15 protein-coding genes and 1 pseudogene are annotated in these 15,676 nt (G+C 52.4%); 10 read left to right on the top strand and 6 right to left on the bottom strand.

The features are described 5' to 3' along the window. The first annotated feature begins 27 nt into the window (after nt 1-27). The 5 genes from JFY74_20905 to JFY74_20885 all read left to right on the top strand — a co-directional run bounded on the left by JFY74_20905 (nt 28) and on the right by JFY74_20885 (nt 4,808). Nucleotides 28-1,206, top strand: a complete 1,179-nt coding sequence (locus tag JFY74_20905; protein QQG28463.1) for a benzoate/H(+) symporter BenE family transporter — start codon at nt 28-30, stop codon at nt 1,204-1,206. A 321-nt stretch (nt 1,207-1,527) separates the two neighbouring features. Next, nucleotides 1,528-2,187 (top strand): hypothetical protein, encoded by a 660-nt coding sequence (locus JFY74_20900; protein QQG28462.1) that lies wholly within the window; start codon nt 1,528-1,530, stop codon nt 2,185-2,187. A gap of 216 nt (nt 2,188-2,403) precedes the next feature. After that, complete coding sequence (locus JFY74_20895) at nt 2,404-3,240, top strand: ABC transporter substrate-binding protein (protein ID QQG28461.1); 837 nt, start codon at nt 2,404-2,406, stop codon at nt 3,238-3,240. A gap of 94 nt (nt 3,241-3,334) precedes the next feature. After that, the gene (locus tag JFY74_20890; GenBank protein QQG28460.1) at nt 3,335-4,078 is read left to right on the top strand and encodes an amino acid ABC transporter permease; all 744 of its coding nucleotides are present in this window, start codon (nt 3,335-3,337) and stop codon (nt 4,076-4,078) included. 1 nt (nt 4,079) lies between these two features. Beyond that, entirely contained in the window at nt 4,080-4,808 is a 729-nt protein-coding gene (locus tag JFY74_20885) for an amino acid ABC transporter permease (GenBank protein QQG28459.1), read from the top strand. 187 nt (nt 4,809-4,995) lie between these two features. Here the strand turns inward: JFY74_20885 and yieH are convergent, their stop codons facing one another. Then, a complete protein-coding gene (gene yieH, locus JFY74_20880; GenBank protein QQG28458.1) occupies nt 4,996-5,667 on the bottom strand; it encodes a 6-phosphogluconate phosphatase in 672 nt (223 codons plus the stop codon). Nucleotides 5,668-5,923: 256 nt separating this feature from the next. Between yieH and JFY74_20875 the strand changes: the two genes are divergently transcribed. Further along, nucleotides 5,924-7,261, top strand: coding sequence for an NCS2 family permease (locus JFY74_20875; GenBank protein ID QQG28457.1), 1,338 nt, complete (start codon nt 5,924-5,926; stop codon nt 7,259-7,261). Nucleotides 7,262-7,316: 55 nt separating this feature from the next. Here the strand turns inward: JFY74_20875 and JFY74_20870 are convergent, their stop codons facing one another. The 3 genes from JFY74_20870 to aegA form a co-directional block, all read right to left on the bottom strand. Further along, entirely contained in the window at nt 7,317-8,060 is a 744-nt protein-coding gene (locus JFY74_20870; protein QQG28456.1) for a hypothetical protein, read from the bottom strand. A gap of 189 nt (nt 8,061-8,249) precedes the next feature. After that, nucleotides 8,250-8,771 (bottom strand): 4Fe-4S dicluster domain-containing protein, encoded by a 522-nt coding sequence (locus tag JFY74_20865; GenBank protein ID QQG28455.1) that lies wholly within the window; start codon nt 8,769-8,771, stop codon nt 8,250-8,252. Continuing rightward, nucleotides 8,768-10,792, bottom strand: a complete 2,025-nt coding sequence (gene aegA / locus JFY74_20860) for a formate-dependent uric acid utilization protein AegA (protein QQG28454.1) — start codon at nt 10,790-10,792, stop codon at nt 8,768-8,770. The genes JFY74_20865 and aegA overlap by 4 nt, the downstream gene beginning before the upstream one ends. Nucleotides 10,793-11,223: 431 nt before the next feature. Here aegA and JFY74_20855 point away from each other — a divergent pair, with 431 nt between their 5' ends. Genes JFY74_20855 through JFY74_20845 form a run of 3 tightly spaced genes read left to right on the top strand, consistent with a single transcriptional unit; the run spans nt 11,224 to nt 12,929 of the window. Further along, nucleotides 11,224-11,895, top strand: a complete 672-nt coding sequence (locus tag JFY74_20855) for a CsgG/HfaB family protein (GenBank protein ID QQG28453.1) — start codon at nt 11,224-11,226, stop codon at nt 11,893-11,895. 18 nt (nt 11,896-11,913) lie between these two features. Beyond that, the gene (locus JFY74_20850; GenBank protein QQG28452.1) at nt 11,914-12,273 is read left to right on the top strand and encodes a DUF4810 domain-containing protein; all 360 of its coding nucleotides are present in this window, start codon (nt 11,914-11,916) and stop codon (nt 12,271-12,273) included. After that, nucleotides 12,270-12,929: a DUF799 domain-containing protein gene (locus tag JFY74_20845; GenBank protein QQG28451.1), complete on the top strand. Its 660-nt coding sequence runs from the start codon at nt 12,270-12,272 to the stop codon at nt 12,927-12,929. The genes JFY74_20850 and JFY74_20845 overlap by 4 nt, the downstream gene beginning before the upstream one ends. Nucleotides 12,930-13,023: 94 nt before the next feature. Here the strand turns inward: JFY74_20845 and JFY74_20840 are convergent. Then, nucleotides 13,024-14,513: pseudogene (locus tag JFY74_20840) on the bottom strand (MFS transporter). A 103-nt stretch (nt 14,514-14,616) separates the two neighbouring features. Between JFY74_20840 and JFY74_20835 the strand changes: the two are divergent. Beyond that, the gene (locus JFY74_20835) at nt 14,617-15,171 is read left to right on the top strand and encodes a TetR/AcrR family transcriptional regulator (protein QQG28450.1); all 555 of its coding nucleotides are present in this window, start codon (nt 14,617-14,619) and stop codon (nt 15,169-15,171) included. A gap of 49 nt (nt 15,172-15,220) precedes the next feature. Here JFY74_20835 and JFY74_20830 read toward each other — a convergent pair whose 3' ends face one another. Continuing rightward, nucleotides 15,221-15,631, bottom strand: a complete 411-nt coding sequence (locus JFY74_20830; GenBank protein ID QQG28449.1) for a helix-turn-helix transcriptional regulator — start codon at nt 15,629-15,631, stop codon at nt 15,221-15,223. Between the last annotated feature and the right edge of the window lie 45 nt (nt 15,632-15,676).

Genomic DNA, 15,676 nt, shown 5'->3' with positions numbered 1-15,676 from the left:
AACGCACGATAAGAATGAAGGTATACCATGCCTGCGTCATTTGCGCTAAAAGATGTCACCTTTTCGACCCTCATCGCTGGCTTCGTTGCGGTGCTGGTGGGCTACACCAGCTCGGCCGCCATCATTTTTCAGGCAGCGGAAGCGGCGGGTGCCAGTGCGGTGCAGATCGGCGGCTGGTTAAGCATGCTGGGGATTGCCCAAGGGCTGGCGTCTATTAGCCTGTCGCTGTATTACCGCGCGCCGATACTGGCGGCCTGGTCAACGCCGGGGGCGGCGCTGCTGGTCACCAGCCTGCCGGGCACCTCGATCAATGAGGCGATCGGCGTGTTCCTGTTTGCCTCTGCGCTTATTTTTATCTGTGGGATCACTGGCCTCTTTGCCCGCCTGATGAATGTGATACCACACGCTATTTCTGCTGCGATGCTGGCGGGGATTTTGCTGCGCTTTGGCGCGGATGCCTTTCTTTCCCTGCAACACGATTTCTGGCTAGCTTTTGCGATGTGCATAACCTATTTGCTCAGCCGTCGGCTGCTGCCGCGCTTTGCCATTGTGTTGACGCTGCTTGCTGGCCTGCTGCTAGCCTTATTTCGCGGACAAATTGTGGTTTCTGATTCGCCGCTGGTGTTCGCCGTACCGGAATTTATTACGCCACATTTTTCATGGGCGTCTCTGTTGGGTGTCGGTATTCCATTTTTCATTGTCACGATGGCGTCGCAGAACGCGCCGGGCGTTGCCACGCTGAAAGCCGCTGGCTATCAGGTTTCCATATCACCGCTGATTACCATTACCGCATTAATCGCGCTGGTTTTGACGCCGTTCGGTGGCTTTTCCGTCTGTATCGCCGCGATTACCGCCGCGATCTGTATGGGGCCGGATGTACATCCCGATCCGAAGAAACGCTATCTTGCTGCCGTTGCTGCCGGTGGCTTTTATCTGCTGGCGGGCGCTTTTGGCGGATCAATCGGGCAGCTTTTCATGGCGCTACCGCAGCCGCTGATTCACGCTATCGCCGGTTTGGCGCTGCTCAGCACGATTTCAGGCAGCCTGTATCGCGCGTTGCTGGATGAAAAGCAGCGCGATGCTGCGGTCATTACTTTCCTGATCACCGCCTCTGGGCTGACGCTGTGGGGAATTGGCGCGGCATTTTGGGGGCTAATCGGGGGGATGATGACCTGGTTTATTCTGTCAGTAAGGGAAAATAGTTAGAGCATGTTCAAGAATGGATGAGGCTGGGTTTGTCAGAGTCAGCTCGTTCAACCCTTACTGGGATAAAGATGGTGTGACTTTTCGGGATCATGATGGGTACAGGGTTGTCATCCAGAACCGGCGGTGCGGATAACCTTGACAGCGCTTTACAGGCTTATGGTAAATAAGTGCATAGGCTAGCTCATTCGGACTAGCATAAGAACGACAAAGGCTCACCATATGGCGAGCCTTTGTCGTATATCTACTTCTGTTGTCCTCGGGGGGAAGCATTACTGCTAACAAGTCCCGTGGCTAGTGAGATCAGTATAAGGATGATTGACGATGTCGTCAAACAGCATAAAGGATAGCCTCTCTGCGGCCAGAATAGGCACGTATGAAAATATCGTCGGTGGAGCGACTGGCTTGCCTCAGACAGAAAAAGCCTTAAAGCTTTATATGTGGAATGCGCAAATATCAGCCGCTTTTTTTGTTCCTCTTCATGTGTGCGAAGTCCTCACGCGCAATGCTATTTCTGAAGTCATTGAAACGGTATACGGGGACAGATGGCCTTGGTCCATTGGTTTTGAGCGAAGCCTACCGATCCCTATCCATGGCTATAAGCCAAAAGATGATCTGATTAGTGGGCGACGAAATCAGCCAACGACGGGAAAAGTTATCCCTGAACTAAAGTTTGTTTTCTGGCAAAAAATGCTGACCGGAAGATTTGATACTCGCTTATGGAACAATCACATACTAACCGCTTTCCCTCATGCCGTCGCTCAGGGCCTGAGTGCCGCGCAGCTGCGTCAGAATCTCTATAGTGATTTAGAAACTGTGAGAAAACTGCGCAACCGCATTGCTCATCATGAACCTATAATCAACCGGAACCTGCTGGATGATTTCGCAACGATAAAAAGAATTATTGCATATCGGTGCGAACATTCGGTTGAGTGGATGCAAAACAATCAGATGCTGCTCCCGCTCCTTACACTTAAACCGTAGTAATACTGTGCCTGGCTGCCGTTATCTCTTCCGAAAAAGTCTGAATAGGAGATTTCCTGTCGCTTTCCATCACTCTACCTAGCTGTACTTGAATCAGGATAATCTGCCAGAATACTGAAGTAACATAAGGTTATATTATAGCTATTTATGTTATTTCCCGCGTTTTCGCCCTGCTGATAGCCTGCTGTTAATACACCAATAATTAAGGGGCAGGGAATGAAAAAGCAGATTTTGACAGTGACTTTATTGGCCGGGTTGGCTTCCGTTTCTGGTGCTGCACAGGCAGATAAATTAGATGACATTCAGAAGGCGGGTGTGGTGAAAATTGCCGTCTTCGACAGTAATCCGCCGTTTGGCTATGTCGATCCGCAGAGCAAAAAGCTGGTGGGTTATGACGTGGATATCGCTGAGGCAATTGGTAAGGCGCTGGGCGTAAAGGTTGAGCTGCGCGCGACTAACCCCGCTAACCGTATTCCTTTGTTAAGTTCGCAGAAAGTCGATCTGATCGCCGCGAACTTCACCATTACCGATGAGCGTGCCAAGCAGGTTAACTTTAGTATTCCTTACTTCGCTACCGGGCAAAAATTCATCGCCCGTAAAGGCGTGCTGAAAACGCCGGAAGACATCAAAACGCTGCGCATCGGCGCGGATAAAGGCACCGTGCAGGAGATTACCCTGCGCGAGCATTACCCGACAGCCAAAGTGATTTCCTACGACGATACGCCGCTGGCTTTCGCTGCGCTGCGTAACGGCAACGTTCAGGCCATCACGCAGGATGATGCCAAACTGGTCGGCCTGCTGGCTAACGTGCCTGATGCACAGAAGGCTGAGTTTGAAATCTCTCCGTTCAGCATTACCAAAGAGTATCAGGGCGTCGGGATTCCGAAGGGCGAAGAGCGTCTGACGACGAAAATTAACGACACGCTGATTAACCTGGAAAAACAGGGTGAAGCGAAGACGATTTACGATCGCTGGTTCGGGCCGAGCACGAAATCATCCCAGCCGCGTGGCGACTTCACCTTTGCCCCGCTGGATCAACAACCTAAATCCTGATAGCTGACGCCTTCAGTGCTATGATCTCAGCCCTCTGCATGCAGAGGGCATTTCTATTTGTACCTCGTAATAATGACAAAGAGAGATAAAACGCATGGATACGGCGCTGCAATCGCTTGAGTCGTGGCTGTTGGCTCCTCAATACCTCATCTGGCTGTGGCACGGTTTCCTGATCACGCTGGGTCTTTCCCTAAGTACGATCGTTCTGTCTACGGTGTTGGGTTTTCTGTTGGCGGCGGTCAGAGACAGCCAGATTCGTGTACTGCGTGGCGTTGTTGTGGCGTATAGCTCGCTATTTCGTAATACACCGCTGCTGGTGCAGCTATTTTTCTGGTATTTCGGCGCCGGGCAGCTTTTTCCCTCAGAGATGATGCAATGGCTGAATACCTCCCATGCCATTTCGCTGCTGGGTACGACGCTGGCATGGCCTTCTTTTGAGTTTCTGGCGGGCTTGGCAGGGTTGACGCTCTACTCCAGTGCGTTTATTGCGGAGGAGATCCGCTCCGGTATTCGCGGCGTAGCACGCGGGCAGAAGTATGCCGCGCATGCTTTGGGGTTAACTGGTTTCCAATCCATGCGTTATGTGGTGTTGCCACAGGCGCTAAAAATCGCCCTGCCGCCGCTGCTTGGGCAGTACATGAATATCGTTAAGAACTCGTCGTTGACGATGGCGATTGGTGTTGCTGAATTGTCCTACGCGTCGCGTCAGGTAGAGACGGAAACCCTGCGTACGTTTCAGGCATTTGGTGTGGCGACGGTGTTGTACATCATGATTATTGCGGTGATGGAAGGCTGGGGCATGTGGCGTCAGCAGCGCAGTCTGGCGGAGAGACACTAAGATGGATTTTACCGTTATCACCGATAACATCGACTATTTGATGTGGGGAACGTTCCCAGATGGCCCGCTGGGTGGCGCGGCGCTGACGCTGGTGATGAGCCTGCTGGCGGGCATAGCGTCTGCCATATTGGGTACGATTTTAGGCGTGGCGCTAGCGATGTCCCGAGGCTGGTGGAGTGCACTGTTGGCGATGATACTGGGGTTCTTCCGGGCGATTCCCGTCATCATGCTGATTTTCTGGACGTACTTCCTGCTGCCGATCGTTTTTGGCGTCGATATCCCTGAAATTACTACCGTGGTTTGTGCACTGGCGCTGATCGCCTCGGCGTATCTGGCGCATGGTGTGAAGGCCGGTATTGTCGCCATCGGGCGCGGCCAGTGGCAGGCTGGACTCTCGCTGGGGCTAAGCCGCTGGCAGGTGTTATGGCAGATAGTGCTGCCGCAGGCGCTGCGGATGATGGTGCCTTCCTTCATCAACCAATGGATTTCTCTGATTAAAGATACCTCACTGGCCTACATTGTCGGAGTTGGCGAGCTGACGTTTCTTGCTACGCAGGTCAATAACCGCAGCATGGTCTACCCGATGGAGGTTTTCCTGTTTGTCGCGCTGGTCTACTTTGTGTTTTGTCTGTCGCTGGAGCTGCTGGCGAACGGGGTTAACGCCCGTTTTAACCAGCAGGAAAAGCAGCCGAAACGGCGTTTGCTGTGGTGGCGGAATAAGCCAGCCTGAGGATGCGGATTGTCGACAAACCTATTTGCAGAACAAAAACGGGATTAACGGAATAGAAGAGTAAAGCGTTTGCGCCAGGGATGGCGCAATTCGAGCTTACATGGATGTACTTGCAGCGTCTTTACGATCTATCCGTTACTCCCGCTCGGTGACCTTTGTCAGTAACCTCAAACTGCCTTTTGGTGGTTTATTCCTGCGCAGTTATGTTCCAGCCTTTTTCGCGCCAGATTTGCGGCAGTTCGCGCATATCGTCGAACATCGTGACCAGCGGGTGATGGATCGGTTGGTTATGGGGATCGGCGCAGTAATAGAACACCGGAATGCCCGCAGCAATGCCTGCCTGTACACCAGCAGAGGAATCTTCAACCAGAATGCAGTGTTCGATGGGAAGCTGTAACTGCTCGGCAGCGTGATACAGCACCGCCGGGTCGGGTTTCCATTTTTTCAGATCGTAGCCGCTGTAGAGATGGTCGCCAAACAGATCGAGCATGTGCGTCAGGCCGAGCGAATGGTGCATCTTGCTGACCGGGCCGTTGGACACCACGGCCATTGGGACAGTAATCGACTGCACTAACTCACGTGCGCCCTCGATAGGTTGCAGGAACTCATCGAACAGACGTTTCACTTCTTGCCGGAAATGACGCTCCGCATCATCTACCGACACGGTTAAGCCATGCTGCTGGCTGATGCGGGCAATAATCTCGTACAGCTTCACGCCCTTGTAGGTTTTTATCACCTCCTCCAGCGATAAGTTCACCCCATACGGGATGAAGATATTCACATAAGCCTGGCAACACAGCACTTCGCTATCAACCAGCGTGCCATCACAGTCGAAGAAGACGCATTCAATACGGGGCATGACCAATCCTTATCGATGAAATAAAAGATGAAGCTCCTACTTTAACTAATTGACCCGATATTGCGACCTACAAAGCCATTTTCAGAGCGATCTTGCATAAAATTAAGGGGTTTAAATTGAGGGATGGCGGCGCAATAGCCATGACGTTAATAGGTTCTTCTTATTCGATGAAAAAAAACGTGGGATCAACGTAAAAACGCAGCGTTTTGTTATAGGATACCCGACGACAGTTATTCCCTTCTTTGGATTGTTACTAATGAATAAATCACAACCCGGTCTTGCTACCGAGCAGGGCCTGCTGGAGCGCGTGTTTAAACTTAAACAACACGGCACGACAGCACGTACGGAAACGATTGCCGGTTTCACGACGTTTTTGACGATGGTCTACATCGTTTTTGTTAACCCGCAGATTCTGGGCGTGGCGGGGATGGATACCAAAGCGGTCTTTGTGACCACCTGTCTGATTGCGGCATTCGGCAGCATTTTGATGGGGCTGCTGGCTAACCTGCCTGTGGCGCTGGCTCCGGCAATGGGACTGAATGCATTTTTCGCTTTTGTCGTTGTTGGCGCGATGGGTCTCCCATGGCAGGTTGCGATGGGTGCTATTTTCTGGGGCGCAATCGGTTTCCTGTTGCTGACTATCTTCCAGATTCGCTATTGGATGATCGCCAATATCCCGCTCAGCCTGCGTTTGGGTATCGCCAGCGGTATCGGCCTGTTCATTGCCATGATGGGCCTGAAAAACGCCGGCATTATCGTTCCTAACCCTGAAACGCTGGTGACGATTGGTAACCTGACGTCACACAGCGTGCTGCTGGGTGCTCTGGGCTTTTTCATTATTGTGGCGCTGGCCTCACGTAATATTCACGCCGCGGTACTGATCTCCATCGTGGTGACCACCTCAATTGGCCTGCTGCTGGGCGATGTGACGTATTCTGGCGTGTTCTCCATGCCGCCGAGCGTCATGTCGGTGGTGGGTCAGGTTGATCTGGCTGGGGCACTGAACCTCGGGATGTCCGGCATTATTTTCTCCTTCATGCTGGTTAACCTGTTTGATTCCTCCGGTACGCTGATTGGCGTGACGGATAAAGCCGGTCTGGTTGATGCTCGTGGTAAGTTCCCGCGCATGAAGCAGGCACTGTATGTCGATAGCGTTAGCTCTGTGGCCGGTTCATTTATCGGGACATCCTCCGTTACCGCGTATATTGAAAGCTCTTCTGGCGTATCTGTGGGTGGACGTACCGGCCTGACGGCTGTGGTTGTAGGCCTGCTGTTCCTGCTGGTGATCTTCCTGTCGCCGTTGGCGGGGATGGTGCCTGCCTATGCGGCCGCGGGCGCACTGATTTACGTGGGCGTATTGATGACGTCCAGCCTGGCGCGCGTGAAGTGGGATGACTTGACGGAAGCCGTACCGGCCTTTATTACCGCGGTGATGATGCCGTTCAGCTTCTCTATTACTGAAGGGATCGCGCTGGGCTTCATTTCTTACTGTGTGATGAAGTTGGCGACGGGTCGCTGGCGTGAAATCAGTCCTTGCGTGGTCGTAGTTGCGCTGTTGTTCCTGCTGAAAATCGTGTTTATCGACGGGCATTAATGTGTTCGTGGCTCCGGGGCTTTCCCGGAGCCTCAGCCTGCGACAAGGTGGCTGGCTACTGTGAGGCGGTAGAGGTGGCTTTTTCTATCGTATGGCTGGTTAATTTCATATAGCGTACAGACTGGCGCTGCTGCTGTAGAATTTCCCCCGACTTTCTCATGCCCGTTGCCGACGTGTATTTCCACATGATCAATCGGTTAAGCGTGGGGATATGGGCGCAGGCCCAGGCAAGGTAATCATCAACATCGCTCATCACTTCTACGGCGGGGGTGCAGGTTGAACGCAGCCTGCCAGAGGCGGGGTGGAGTTTCAGGTTATTGGGAGGGTGGCTGTTCACGCCAGGGATTTTCATCAATGACTGGCGGATGGTGCATAGCTGCGTTGCTGCTTCCAGCGGATCGCGCTGTGCGTCGATCCACGCCTGTTCGGCCTGTGTCTGTGCCTGCATCTGTGGGACGGCCTGATTCGTTGGCCTGACATGAACGATTTCGATATCCATACCGACGCTGCCTTCTTCGCTCAGGAGGATGGCGATAGTATTGCCTGCATAGCCGATGCTGAAATTGGGCATATTGGGATCGGCAAAATAAGGGCGTCCCTCAGGGGACACGAGTAGCGTGGGCAACAGCGGATAGCCGAAAAAATAGAACATCATCTCAGCCAGCAGCACTCGACTTTTCAGATAACGCTCGCGGCGTTTGGCTGAAAAACCTTGTGTTGATGAGATGAGCCTATCGGGCAGTCTTTGTAAGTCAGGAAGCGCTTCCGTGCTTGTCCACCTGACAAAATGGCAGGTCATTGTTCACTCCGTGATCGTGATAAAAGATGGGAACCTATCAGGCATTACCGATGCATATTATCAGACTAATATGTGATCTAAAGAAAAATCGATGGATAAATCGGCGATAATTATTAATTAGGCACACCGAATTTCCTGCGTAGTGTGTTTTGTGGCGATCTTTCCCTGTTCGCCACCTTCCAGTCTGTTTTAATGGCTTGGCCACCCCAGTGCGGAACGCCGCTGTTTTTCCAACGTCTGCTTGCGCAACTCATCCGCTGTCACTAATCGCAGCGCCGATGTCGGACACACGCTGACGCAGGAAGGGCTCTGGGCGACATCCACGCATAAATCACATTTGTGGACCTCGCTTTGCGTGAGGTGCGCTTCCCCCTCGTCATTCGACGCTTTTGTCACCACATTGATGGCCCCGAAAGGACAGGCGACGACGCAGCTTTTGCAGCCGATGCAGCGGGACTGAATAACCTGAATGCTATCCCGATCGCGCACCAGCGCATCATTCGGACACACGCTGGCACAGGGTGCATTTTCACACTGGCGGCACAGAACCGGCACGCTGACGCTGGCGCTTTTCACGACCTTCAGGCGGGGAAAGAAGTGCGAAGGACGCAGTTGTGCACTTTGACCACCGCTATGGGCTACCGCGCAGGCGATCTCACAGGTTCGGCAACCGATACATTTTTCTGCTTCGGCGATAACAAATTGATTCATGAGCGGAGCTCCTCGCGGGTTGCGTTCATTTCGGGGCGCTGCGGGTGTGCGGGAATCGTACCCGTGACGGCGGTCAGCCCCATTGTCGCAATCATTCCCAATGCAGCTTTGCGGCCGTCGGCAATAGCGGTCACGACCAGATCGGCACCGCGCACGGCATCGCCACCGGCAAAAATACGCGGATGGTTGGTCTGGCAAGGTATTTGACTATTCAAGGGGGCGGTGATGTATCCCCAGTTATCCAGACCGACGTCGGCGTCTTCCAGCCACGGCATACTGTGTGACTGAAAACCAAAGGCGGTTATCACGGCCTCTGCAGGTTGCACGAATTCCGAATTAGGAATGGGGCGCGGACGGCGACGGCCGCTGGCATCGGGTTCGCCCAGTTCGGTGCGAACCAGACTAATTCCGCACACTTCGCCTTGTTCATTCAGGCAGATTTTTTGTGGCTGAACGTTAAACAGGAATTCCACACCTTCTTCGCGGGAGTTTTTCACCTCTTTTTTCGAGCCTGGCATATTCGCTTCATCGCGACGATACGCGCAGGTTACGGATATCGCACCTTGTCGAACGGAGGTGCGCAGGCAGTCCATTGCGGTATCTCCACCGCCCAGCACCACAACACGTTTTCCCGCCATCGAGATATAGGGTTCGTCGTCTAATTCAGGTAGTCCCATAACGTGCTTGGTATTGGCGATCAGGAATGGAAGCGCATCGAAGACGCCGGGAGCTGTTTCATTATCAATGTTGGCCTTCATGGAGCGGTAGGTGCCCACGCCGAGGAAAACGGTGTCATAGTCGTCCAGAAGCTGAGCCAGAGAAATATCTTTCCCTACTTCGGTATTCAGCCGGAATTCGATTCCCATTGCATTGAACACTTCACGACGATGGATCAGGACGTCTTTATCCAGCTTGAACGATGGAATCCCGAACGTGAGCAGCCCACCAATTTCCGGGTGACGATCGAACACCACGGCCTGCACACCGTTGCGTGCTAGCACATCGGCACAGGCTAGCCCAGCCGGACCCGCACCGACGATCGCCGCGCGTTTGCCGCTGGGAACGACACGCGTCATGTCGGGCGACCAGCCCATTGCCATTGCGGTATCGGTAATGTAGCGCTCAACGTTGCCGATGGTGATGGCGCCGTACTCTTTACCCAGCGTACAGGCGCCTTCACATAGTCGATCCTGCGGGCACACTCGGCCACAGATTTCCGGCAGGCTGCTGGTTTGGTGCGACAGTTCTACGGCTTCAAGAATGCGCCCCTGTTTGGCCAGACTCAGCAGCTCGGGAATATTGTTATGCAGCGGGCAGGTCCACTCGCAGATCGCGCGTTTGCCACAAGAAAGGCAGCGGTCAGCCTGATCTTCCGTCTGCTGCACGGAGAAGCCATGATAGATTTCATCAAACGTGGAGGTTCTCTGGATCAGCGGTTTTTTCTCGGCATCCCGGCGCGGCCAGTTTTTTCTTTTGCTGAGCGGATGGGTTGTCTGCGCTTTCAGCACGGGCGTTTCACGCTGCCAGTGAGCGGAGGAGCGCAACGCCATTACCTGTTGTTTCTCCTGACGGCGGGCCGCTAACGTTTGCTCGCTGACGAGCTGTAAGGCCTGAGTCGGACAGGCTTCTACACACGCTTGTCCTTCTGGACGATCGGCGCAGAGATCGCATTTATGGGCGATGGCGCTGTTGTCCACCGGGCTTGTCACCATGGACATCGCGCCGAACGGGCAAGCCAGTACACAGCTTTTGCAGCCGATGCACTTTTCCTGAACGAGCTGAATGCTATTGTCTTTTCTGATCAAGGCCTGCGTTGGGCATACGCTGGCGCAGGGGGCATCTTCACAGTGACGGCAGGTTACGGCAGCCCGCAGCGTTGGCGTATTGAATGCCTTGATTCTGGGCTGAAACACCGCGGCACTATCTGGATAGCGCTCGTCATTGTGTGAAATGACACAGGCGATTTCGCATGCATGGCACCCCATACAGTCTTGAGTACTGGCAATAACAAATCGGTTCATTACCTTTTCCTACTCTGGATCCCTCGATCGTGGCCTTTATCCTAATAGCTGGATAACACCCTGACCTTGATATAGAGCAGGTAAAAAGTCGGTTAATGTTAAATCTCATACGTGTTACTAATAAAATTATTGAATCGTTTCAGTGAGTTGTAATGTTATGCGAAAGTAATGGTCTGGTTGTATATAACCTTGTTTTTTGTCTGGTTTACAGTGGTTTATCTCGGGTAAAAATTCTGGTTTTTATTATTTTTGATGAAATAACTCGTTACTTTTACTTACTCGCCTCATAATGTTTGGCGCTATTTATATGCAGAAAAACACTGTTGCATCAAAACAATGTTGCAGCTAAATAACGTGTTTACGGCATTTTCATTATGAATCAATAACAGGGCGTTGCTCAGGTTAATGGATTGTCACTAAGGGATAGTGTTATGAATAAAAAAGTCGTTCTTTGTTCTGTATTCATGTCGGCTGCATTATTGAGCGGATGTGCCACAGAGTCTTCCCGTACCGTAGAAGCACAAAAAGTGACTTCTTACAGTACGCCTTATCAGGGTGTTCGCAGCCCGATTTCCATCGGAAAATTTGAAAACCGCTCTAACTACATGAACGGTATTTTTTCTGATGGCGTTGACCGTTTAGGTAATCAATCCAAAACCATTCTTGTTAGCCATCTTCAGCAGAGCGGCCGCTTTAATGTGTTGGATCGTACCAACATGGAAGAGCTGAAAGCGGAAGCGGGTATTAAAGGACAAACGCAGACGCTGAAAGGCGCTAGCTATGTTATTACCGGCGATGTGACCGAGTTTGGCCGCAAAGAAGTGGGTGACCATCAGCTGTGGGGCATCCTGGGTCGCGGTAAAACACAGGTCGCTTACGCAAAAACCACGTTAAACGTGGTGAACGTACAAACGTCTGAAGTGGTGTATTCCGTACAGGGTGCGGGCGAGTACACCTTATCCAACCGTGAAATTATCGGTTTTGGCGGTACGGCCAGCTATGACTCTACGCTGAACGGCAAAGTGTTGGATTTGGCTATTCGTGAAGCCGTCAACAATCTGGTTGCAGGAATTGAAAGTGGTGCCTGGCGCCCAGCGAACTAATGGAATAGGAATATAACCATGTTATCTCATAAGAAAATTGTCCTGCTACTGGCAGCGGCAGTATTAGCAGGCTGTGCGTCTGCGCCAAAAACGATTTACAGCTGGGATAAATATCAGCCTGCGCTTTACGATTATTATCAACAGGATAAAGTCGGCCCAGAGCAGCAGATTCTTGCTTTGAATGAATCGATCGAAAAAGCCAAAGCCGCCAATAAACCTGTCCCACCGGGACTCTATGCTCAACTCGGGTTGCTGTACGCCAATACTGGCCGTGATAGTGAAGCTCGCCAACAGTTTGAAACTGAAAAAGCGAAATTCCCTGAATCAGCACCTTTTATGGACTTCCTGTTGAGTAAAAATAAAGGGAGCATTAAATGAATCGTTTCTTAGGATTATGTGGTCTGGTTTTTGCGCTGGCGCTGACCGGCTGTGCTAAACCCGTTCCTTATGATTACACGGCATTTAAGCAGAGCAAGCCTAAGTCCATTCTGGTATTGCCGCCTGTTAACCATTCCCCAGATGTGAAAGCGAGCTATAGCCTGCTTTCTCAGGTCACGTATCCGCTGGCGGAGTCGGGTTACTACGTCTTGCCTGTCGCTGTAGTTGACGAAACGTTCAAACAGAATGGTCTGTCGACCGCGGCGGATATTCATGCGCTGAGTACGGCGAAGCTGCATCAAATCTTTGGTGCTGATGCTGCGCTGTATTTGGACGTAAAAGAGTACGGCACGTCATACATCGTGATTAATAGCGAAACCCGCGTTTCTGCGGATGCGCGTCTGGTTGATCTGCGTACCGGAAAACTGCTGTGGAGCGGAAGCGCAACGGCGTCCAGCAACGAACAGCAGTCAAATTCTAACGGCGGCATCATCGGTATTCTGGTACAGGCTGCGGTGAATCAAATCGCAGACACGATCTCCGATAAAGGCCACGATGTTGCTGGCGTGACCAGCGCGCGCCTGCTGGCGGCGGGTAATCCACGCGGTATGCTGTACGGGCCTCGTTCACTGCAATACGGTAAAGAAACCTACTAAATTTCTAGGTAGTACATCGTTACATGGTAGTACACCGCTACATCATCAACGCCGTTCATTATTGAACGGCGTTTTTTATCGTCTTAACCGAGTGCTATACATCAGCAGCCTGATGACGATGCTGTTTATTATGGCGGGTTGTCCAGACGAAGGCCGCGGTCAGCAGCAGGATCAGCGTGGCTGCGGCCAGCACAATGGAAAAACCCGAATCAAAGGCAGAATGGGCCTGTGTGGTAAGCACCTGTCGCATATTTTCCGGTAAGGATTCGGCAAAGATTAATGCCTCGTCCAGGCTGTCATACGCGGTGTCCGGTGCGGCAAACCCAGCGGGTAGCATAAACGTTGCGGAATAAGCGAAAGACAGCAAACTGCCCATCAGCGTCACGCCCGTCGCGCCCCCTAATTCATAGGACACTTCTTCGATTGAAGCCGCCATACCTGCTTTTGACGCTGGAGCAACCTGCATAATAGTGCTCGATGCAGCCGTCATGGTGGAGCCCACGCCTGCGCCAATAACGGTTAGGCTGATGATTTGTATAATGGTGGGCGCATTGTGCAGCAGCAGATAGCTTCCCATTCCCAGCCCCGAAATCAACAGGCCAGCGGCTAGCATTGTCCCACTATTCACGCGCGGCAGTATCTTTCCGGTTAACGGGCCAGAGATAAAGGACGCCAGCGATAGCGGTAAAATGAACAATCCCGCCTGTAGCGGAGACAGTCCGACGACTAACTGCAATCGCTGAGTGAAAGCCAGCTCCATACCGATCAATGCGGCCGCAGCTACGATAGCTGCGGCTACGGCCGCGCTGAAAGGCCGCAGGCGGAAGAGAGAGAAATCGACCAGAGGATGCTTGCTGTTACGCTGACGCCGAACGAACAGGGTAATGAACGCCACGCCGATGAGCAGAGCGATGAGCGCATCTTCATAAGACGGAACCCGCTTGCCCAGCTCTTTGATGGCATAGGTGATACCAATCAAACCTACCATGATTAATAGAGAACCGATGAAATCCCAGCGGTGGGAGGCGTTGCCCGGCCGGTGTGGAATCACGGTGATTCCCATGATGAGCGCAAGCAAAACGACTGGTACGTTAATGAGGAAAACCGATCCCCACCAGAAGTACTCAAGCAGTATCCCGCCCATCACGGGACCAAACGCTGCGCCGCCGGAGGCCACCGCAGCCCAGATACCGATCGCCAGTGCGCGTTCCCGTTCATCAGTAAATGTCAGACGAATAATCGACAGTGTGGCAGGCATCATCATCGCCGCACCTACTGCCAGTAGCGCGCGGGCAGCGACAAGCAGACTGGGTGTGGGCGAATAAGCGGCAAACAAGGACGCCGCACCAAAGACCACCAGCCCGGAAATAAATAGAGGTTTATGGCCCAGCTTATCGCCCAATGTGCCCGTCCCCAGCAGTAAACCGGAGGCAACCAGCGCATAGATATTAACGATCCACAGCTTTTCCGATGCAGTCGCGTGCAGGTCGTGAGTGCGGTGTACAGCACCGTCATGTCGATAACAATCAGGAACAGTGCGCTGGAAACAATGGCCAGGATCAGCCACTTCTTTGGTGATTGCATAGCAGGATCTCTACCTTGAACTTCTATTTTTCATCTGTTGGATAGCGTTCCGATGATATAGAATTGCCTTTTAAATACAAACGTATTTTAAATTGGGGAAGATATGGGGCGTCATAAGAGCATTAATCGTGCATGCGTGTTGGATGCGGCGGAGCAGATTGTCCGCACGCAGGGAACGGCTGCGCTGACGATCGATGCAGTCGCTAAAGCTGCGGGCGTGACAAAAGGCGGTATTCAGTCGAGCTTCGGGACGAAAGATGAGCTAATTAACGCGATGTATCAGCGTTGGGAAGACGAGTTTGATGAGATGGCTGCCGTGTGCATCGGTACGGATGATAGCCGGGAAGCCAGGGTGCGTGCACACGTTGATATCACTTATCGGACGGATGCTGCAGAAGGCGATCGGGCGGCGGGCATGATGGCCTCGCTGTTGAATATGCCTGAACACCTTGCTAGATCGCAGGCGTGGTATGACAGCCAGTTGGCAGGGCTTGATCTGAATTCGCAGGAAGGGCGAGATGCTCGGCTGGCGTTTCTGGCATCCGAAGGGGCATTCCTGCTGCGCTATTTTGGCTTTATGGCGGTCGATGACGAGACCTGGAAAGCCATTTTCTCTGATATTTCCCGCCTGCTACCTGAGCGTACGGCTTCTTCCTGAGTAAGCTCCTCTGTCCATGACGCGCATTGTTTTATCGATGATCGTTTGATTATGGTTTGATGGATTGTTGCTCGCTGGACTGCTGCGCTGCCAGAATGTCGTCCAGATTCCCTTCGACCCATACCGCCAACTCTTTTACCCGCTCGCCAACCTCTTTGCCTAACGGTGTCAGGCTGTACTCAACATGCGGCGGAACAACCGGATAGGCTGTTCGCAGGACAAAACCATCACTTTCCAGCCATTGCAGAGTTTGCGCCAACATGCGCTCGCTCACGCCGCCAATCCGTCGACGCAACTGGCTGAAGCGATGCGTATCATCAAGTAATGCGATCAAAATCAGCACACCCCAGCGACTGGTAACGTGGTTAAGTATCTGGCGAGAAGGGCATTTCTCAGCAAAGACATCACCAGCTGGCAGAATGGGTAGCAATAAATCTGCTGGTGTTTTGGGTTGACTCACTATACTTACCTTTATGTATGTACTTACTTAAAATTAGCTTTGCCG

It is taken from the genome of Pectobacterium carotovorum (assembly GCA_016415585.1).
GTDB lineage: Bacteria > Pseudomonadota > Gammaproteobacteria > Enterobacterales > Enterobacteriaceae > Pectobacterium > Pectobacterium carotovorum_K.
Note: the sequence above shows the minus strand (reverse complement) of the source record. Positions and strands in the feature narration are given on the sequence as shown.

Bases quoted from the DNA above. Each gene is read 5' to 3' on its own strand.
- JFY74_20885 (QQG28459.1), top strand. From the start codon at position 4,080: ATGGATTTTACCGTTATCACCGATAACATCGACTATTTGATGTGGGGA.
- JFY74_20855 (QQG28453.1), top strand. From the start codon at position 11,224: ATGAATAAAAAAGTCGTTCTTTGTTCTGTATTCATGTCGGCTGCATTA.
- JFY74_20890 (QQG28460.1), top strand. From the start codon at position 3,335: ATGGATACGGCGCTGCAATCGCTTGAGTCGTGGCTGTTGGCTCCTCAA.
- yieH (QQG28458.1), bottom strand. From the start codon at position 5,667: ATGCCCCGTATTGAATGCGTCTTCTTCGACTGTGATGGCACGCTGGTT.
- JFY74_20900 (QQG28462.1), top strand. From the start codon at position 1,528: ATGTCGTCAAACAGCATAAAGGATAGCCTCTCTGCGGCCAGAATAGGC.
- aegA (QQG28454.1), bottom strand. From the start codon at position 10,792: ATGAACCGATTTGTTATTGCCAGTACTCAAGACTGTATGGGGTGCCAT.
- JFY74_20875 (QQG28457.1), top strand. From the start codon at position 5,924: ATGAATAAATCACAACCCGGTCTTGCTACCGAGCAGGGCCTGCTGGAG.
- JFY74_20835 (QQG28450.1), top strand. From the start codon at position 14,617: ATGGGGCGTCATAAGAGCATTAATCGTGCATGCGTGTTGGATGCGGCG.
- JFY74_20895 (QQG28461.1), top strand. From the start codon at position 2,404: ATGAAAAAGCAGATTTTGACAGTGACTTTATTGGCCGGGTTGGCTTCC.
- JFY74_20850 (QQG28452.1), top strand. From the start codon at position 11,914: ATGTTATCTCATAAGAAAATTGTCCTGCTACTGGCAGCGGCAGTATTA.
- JFY74_20870 (QQG28456.1), bottom strand. From the start codon at position 8,060: ATGACCTGCCATTTTGTCAGGTGGACAAGCACGGAAGCGCTTCCTGAC.
- JFY74_20845 (QQG28451.1), top strand. From the start codon at position 12,270: ATGAATCGTTTCTTAGGATTATGTGGTCTGGTTTTTGCGCTGGCGCTG.
- JFY74_20865 (QQG28455.1), bottom strand. From the start codon at position 8,771: ATGAATCAATTTGTTATCGCCGAAGCAGAAAAATGTATCGGTTGCCGA.
- JFY74_20905 (QQG28463.1), top strand. From the start codon at position 28: ATGCCTGCGTCATTTGCGCTAAAAGATGTCACCTTTTCGACCCTCATC.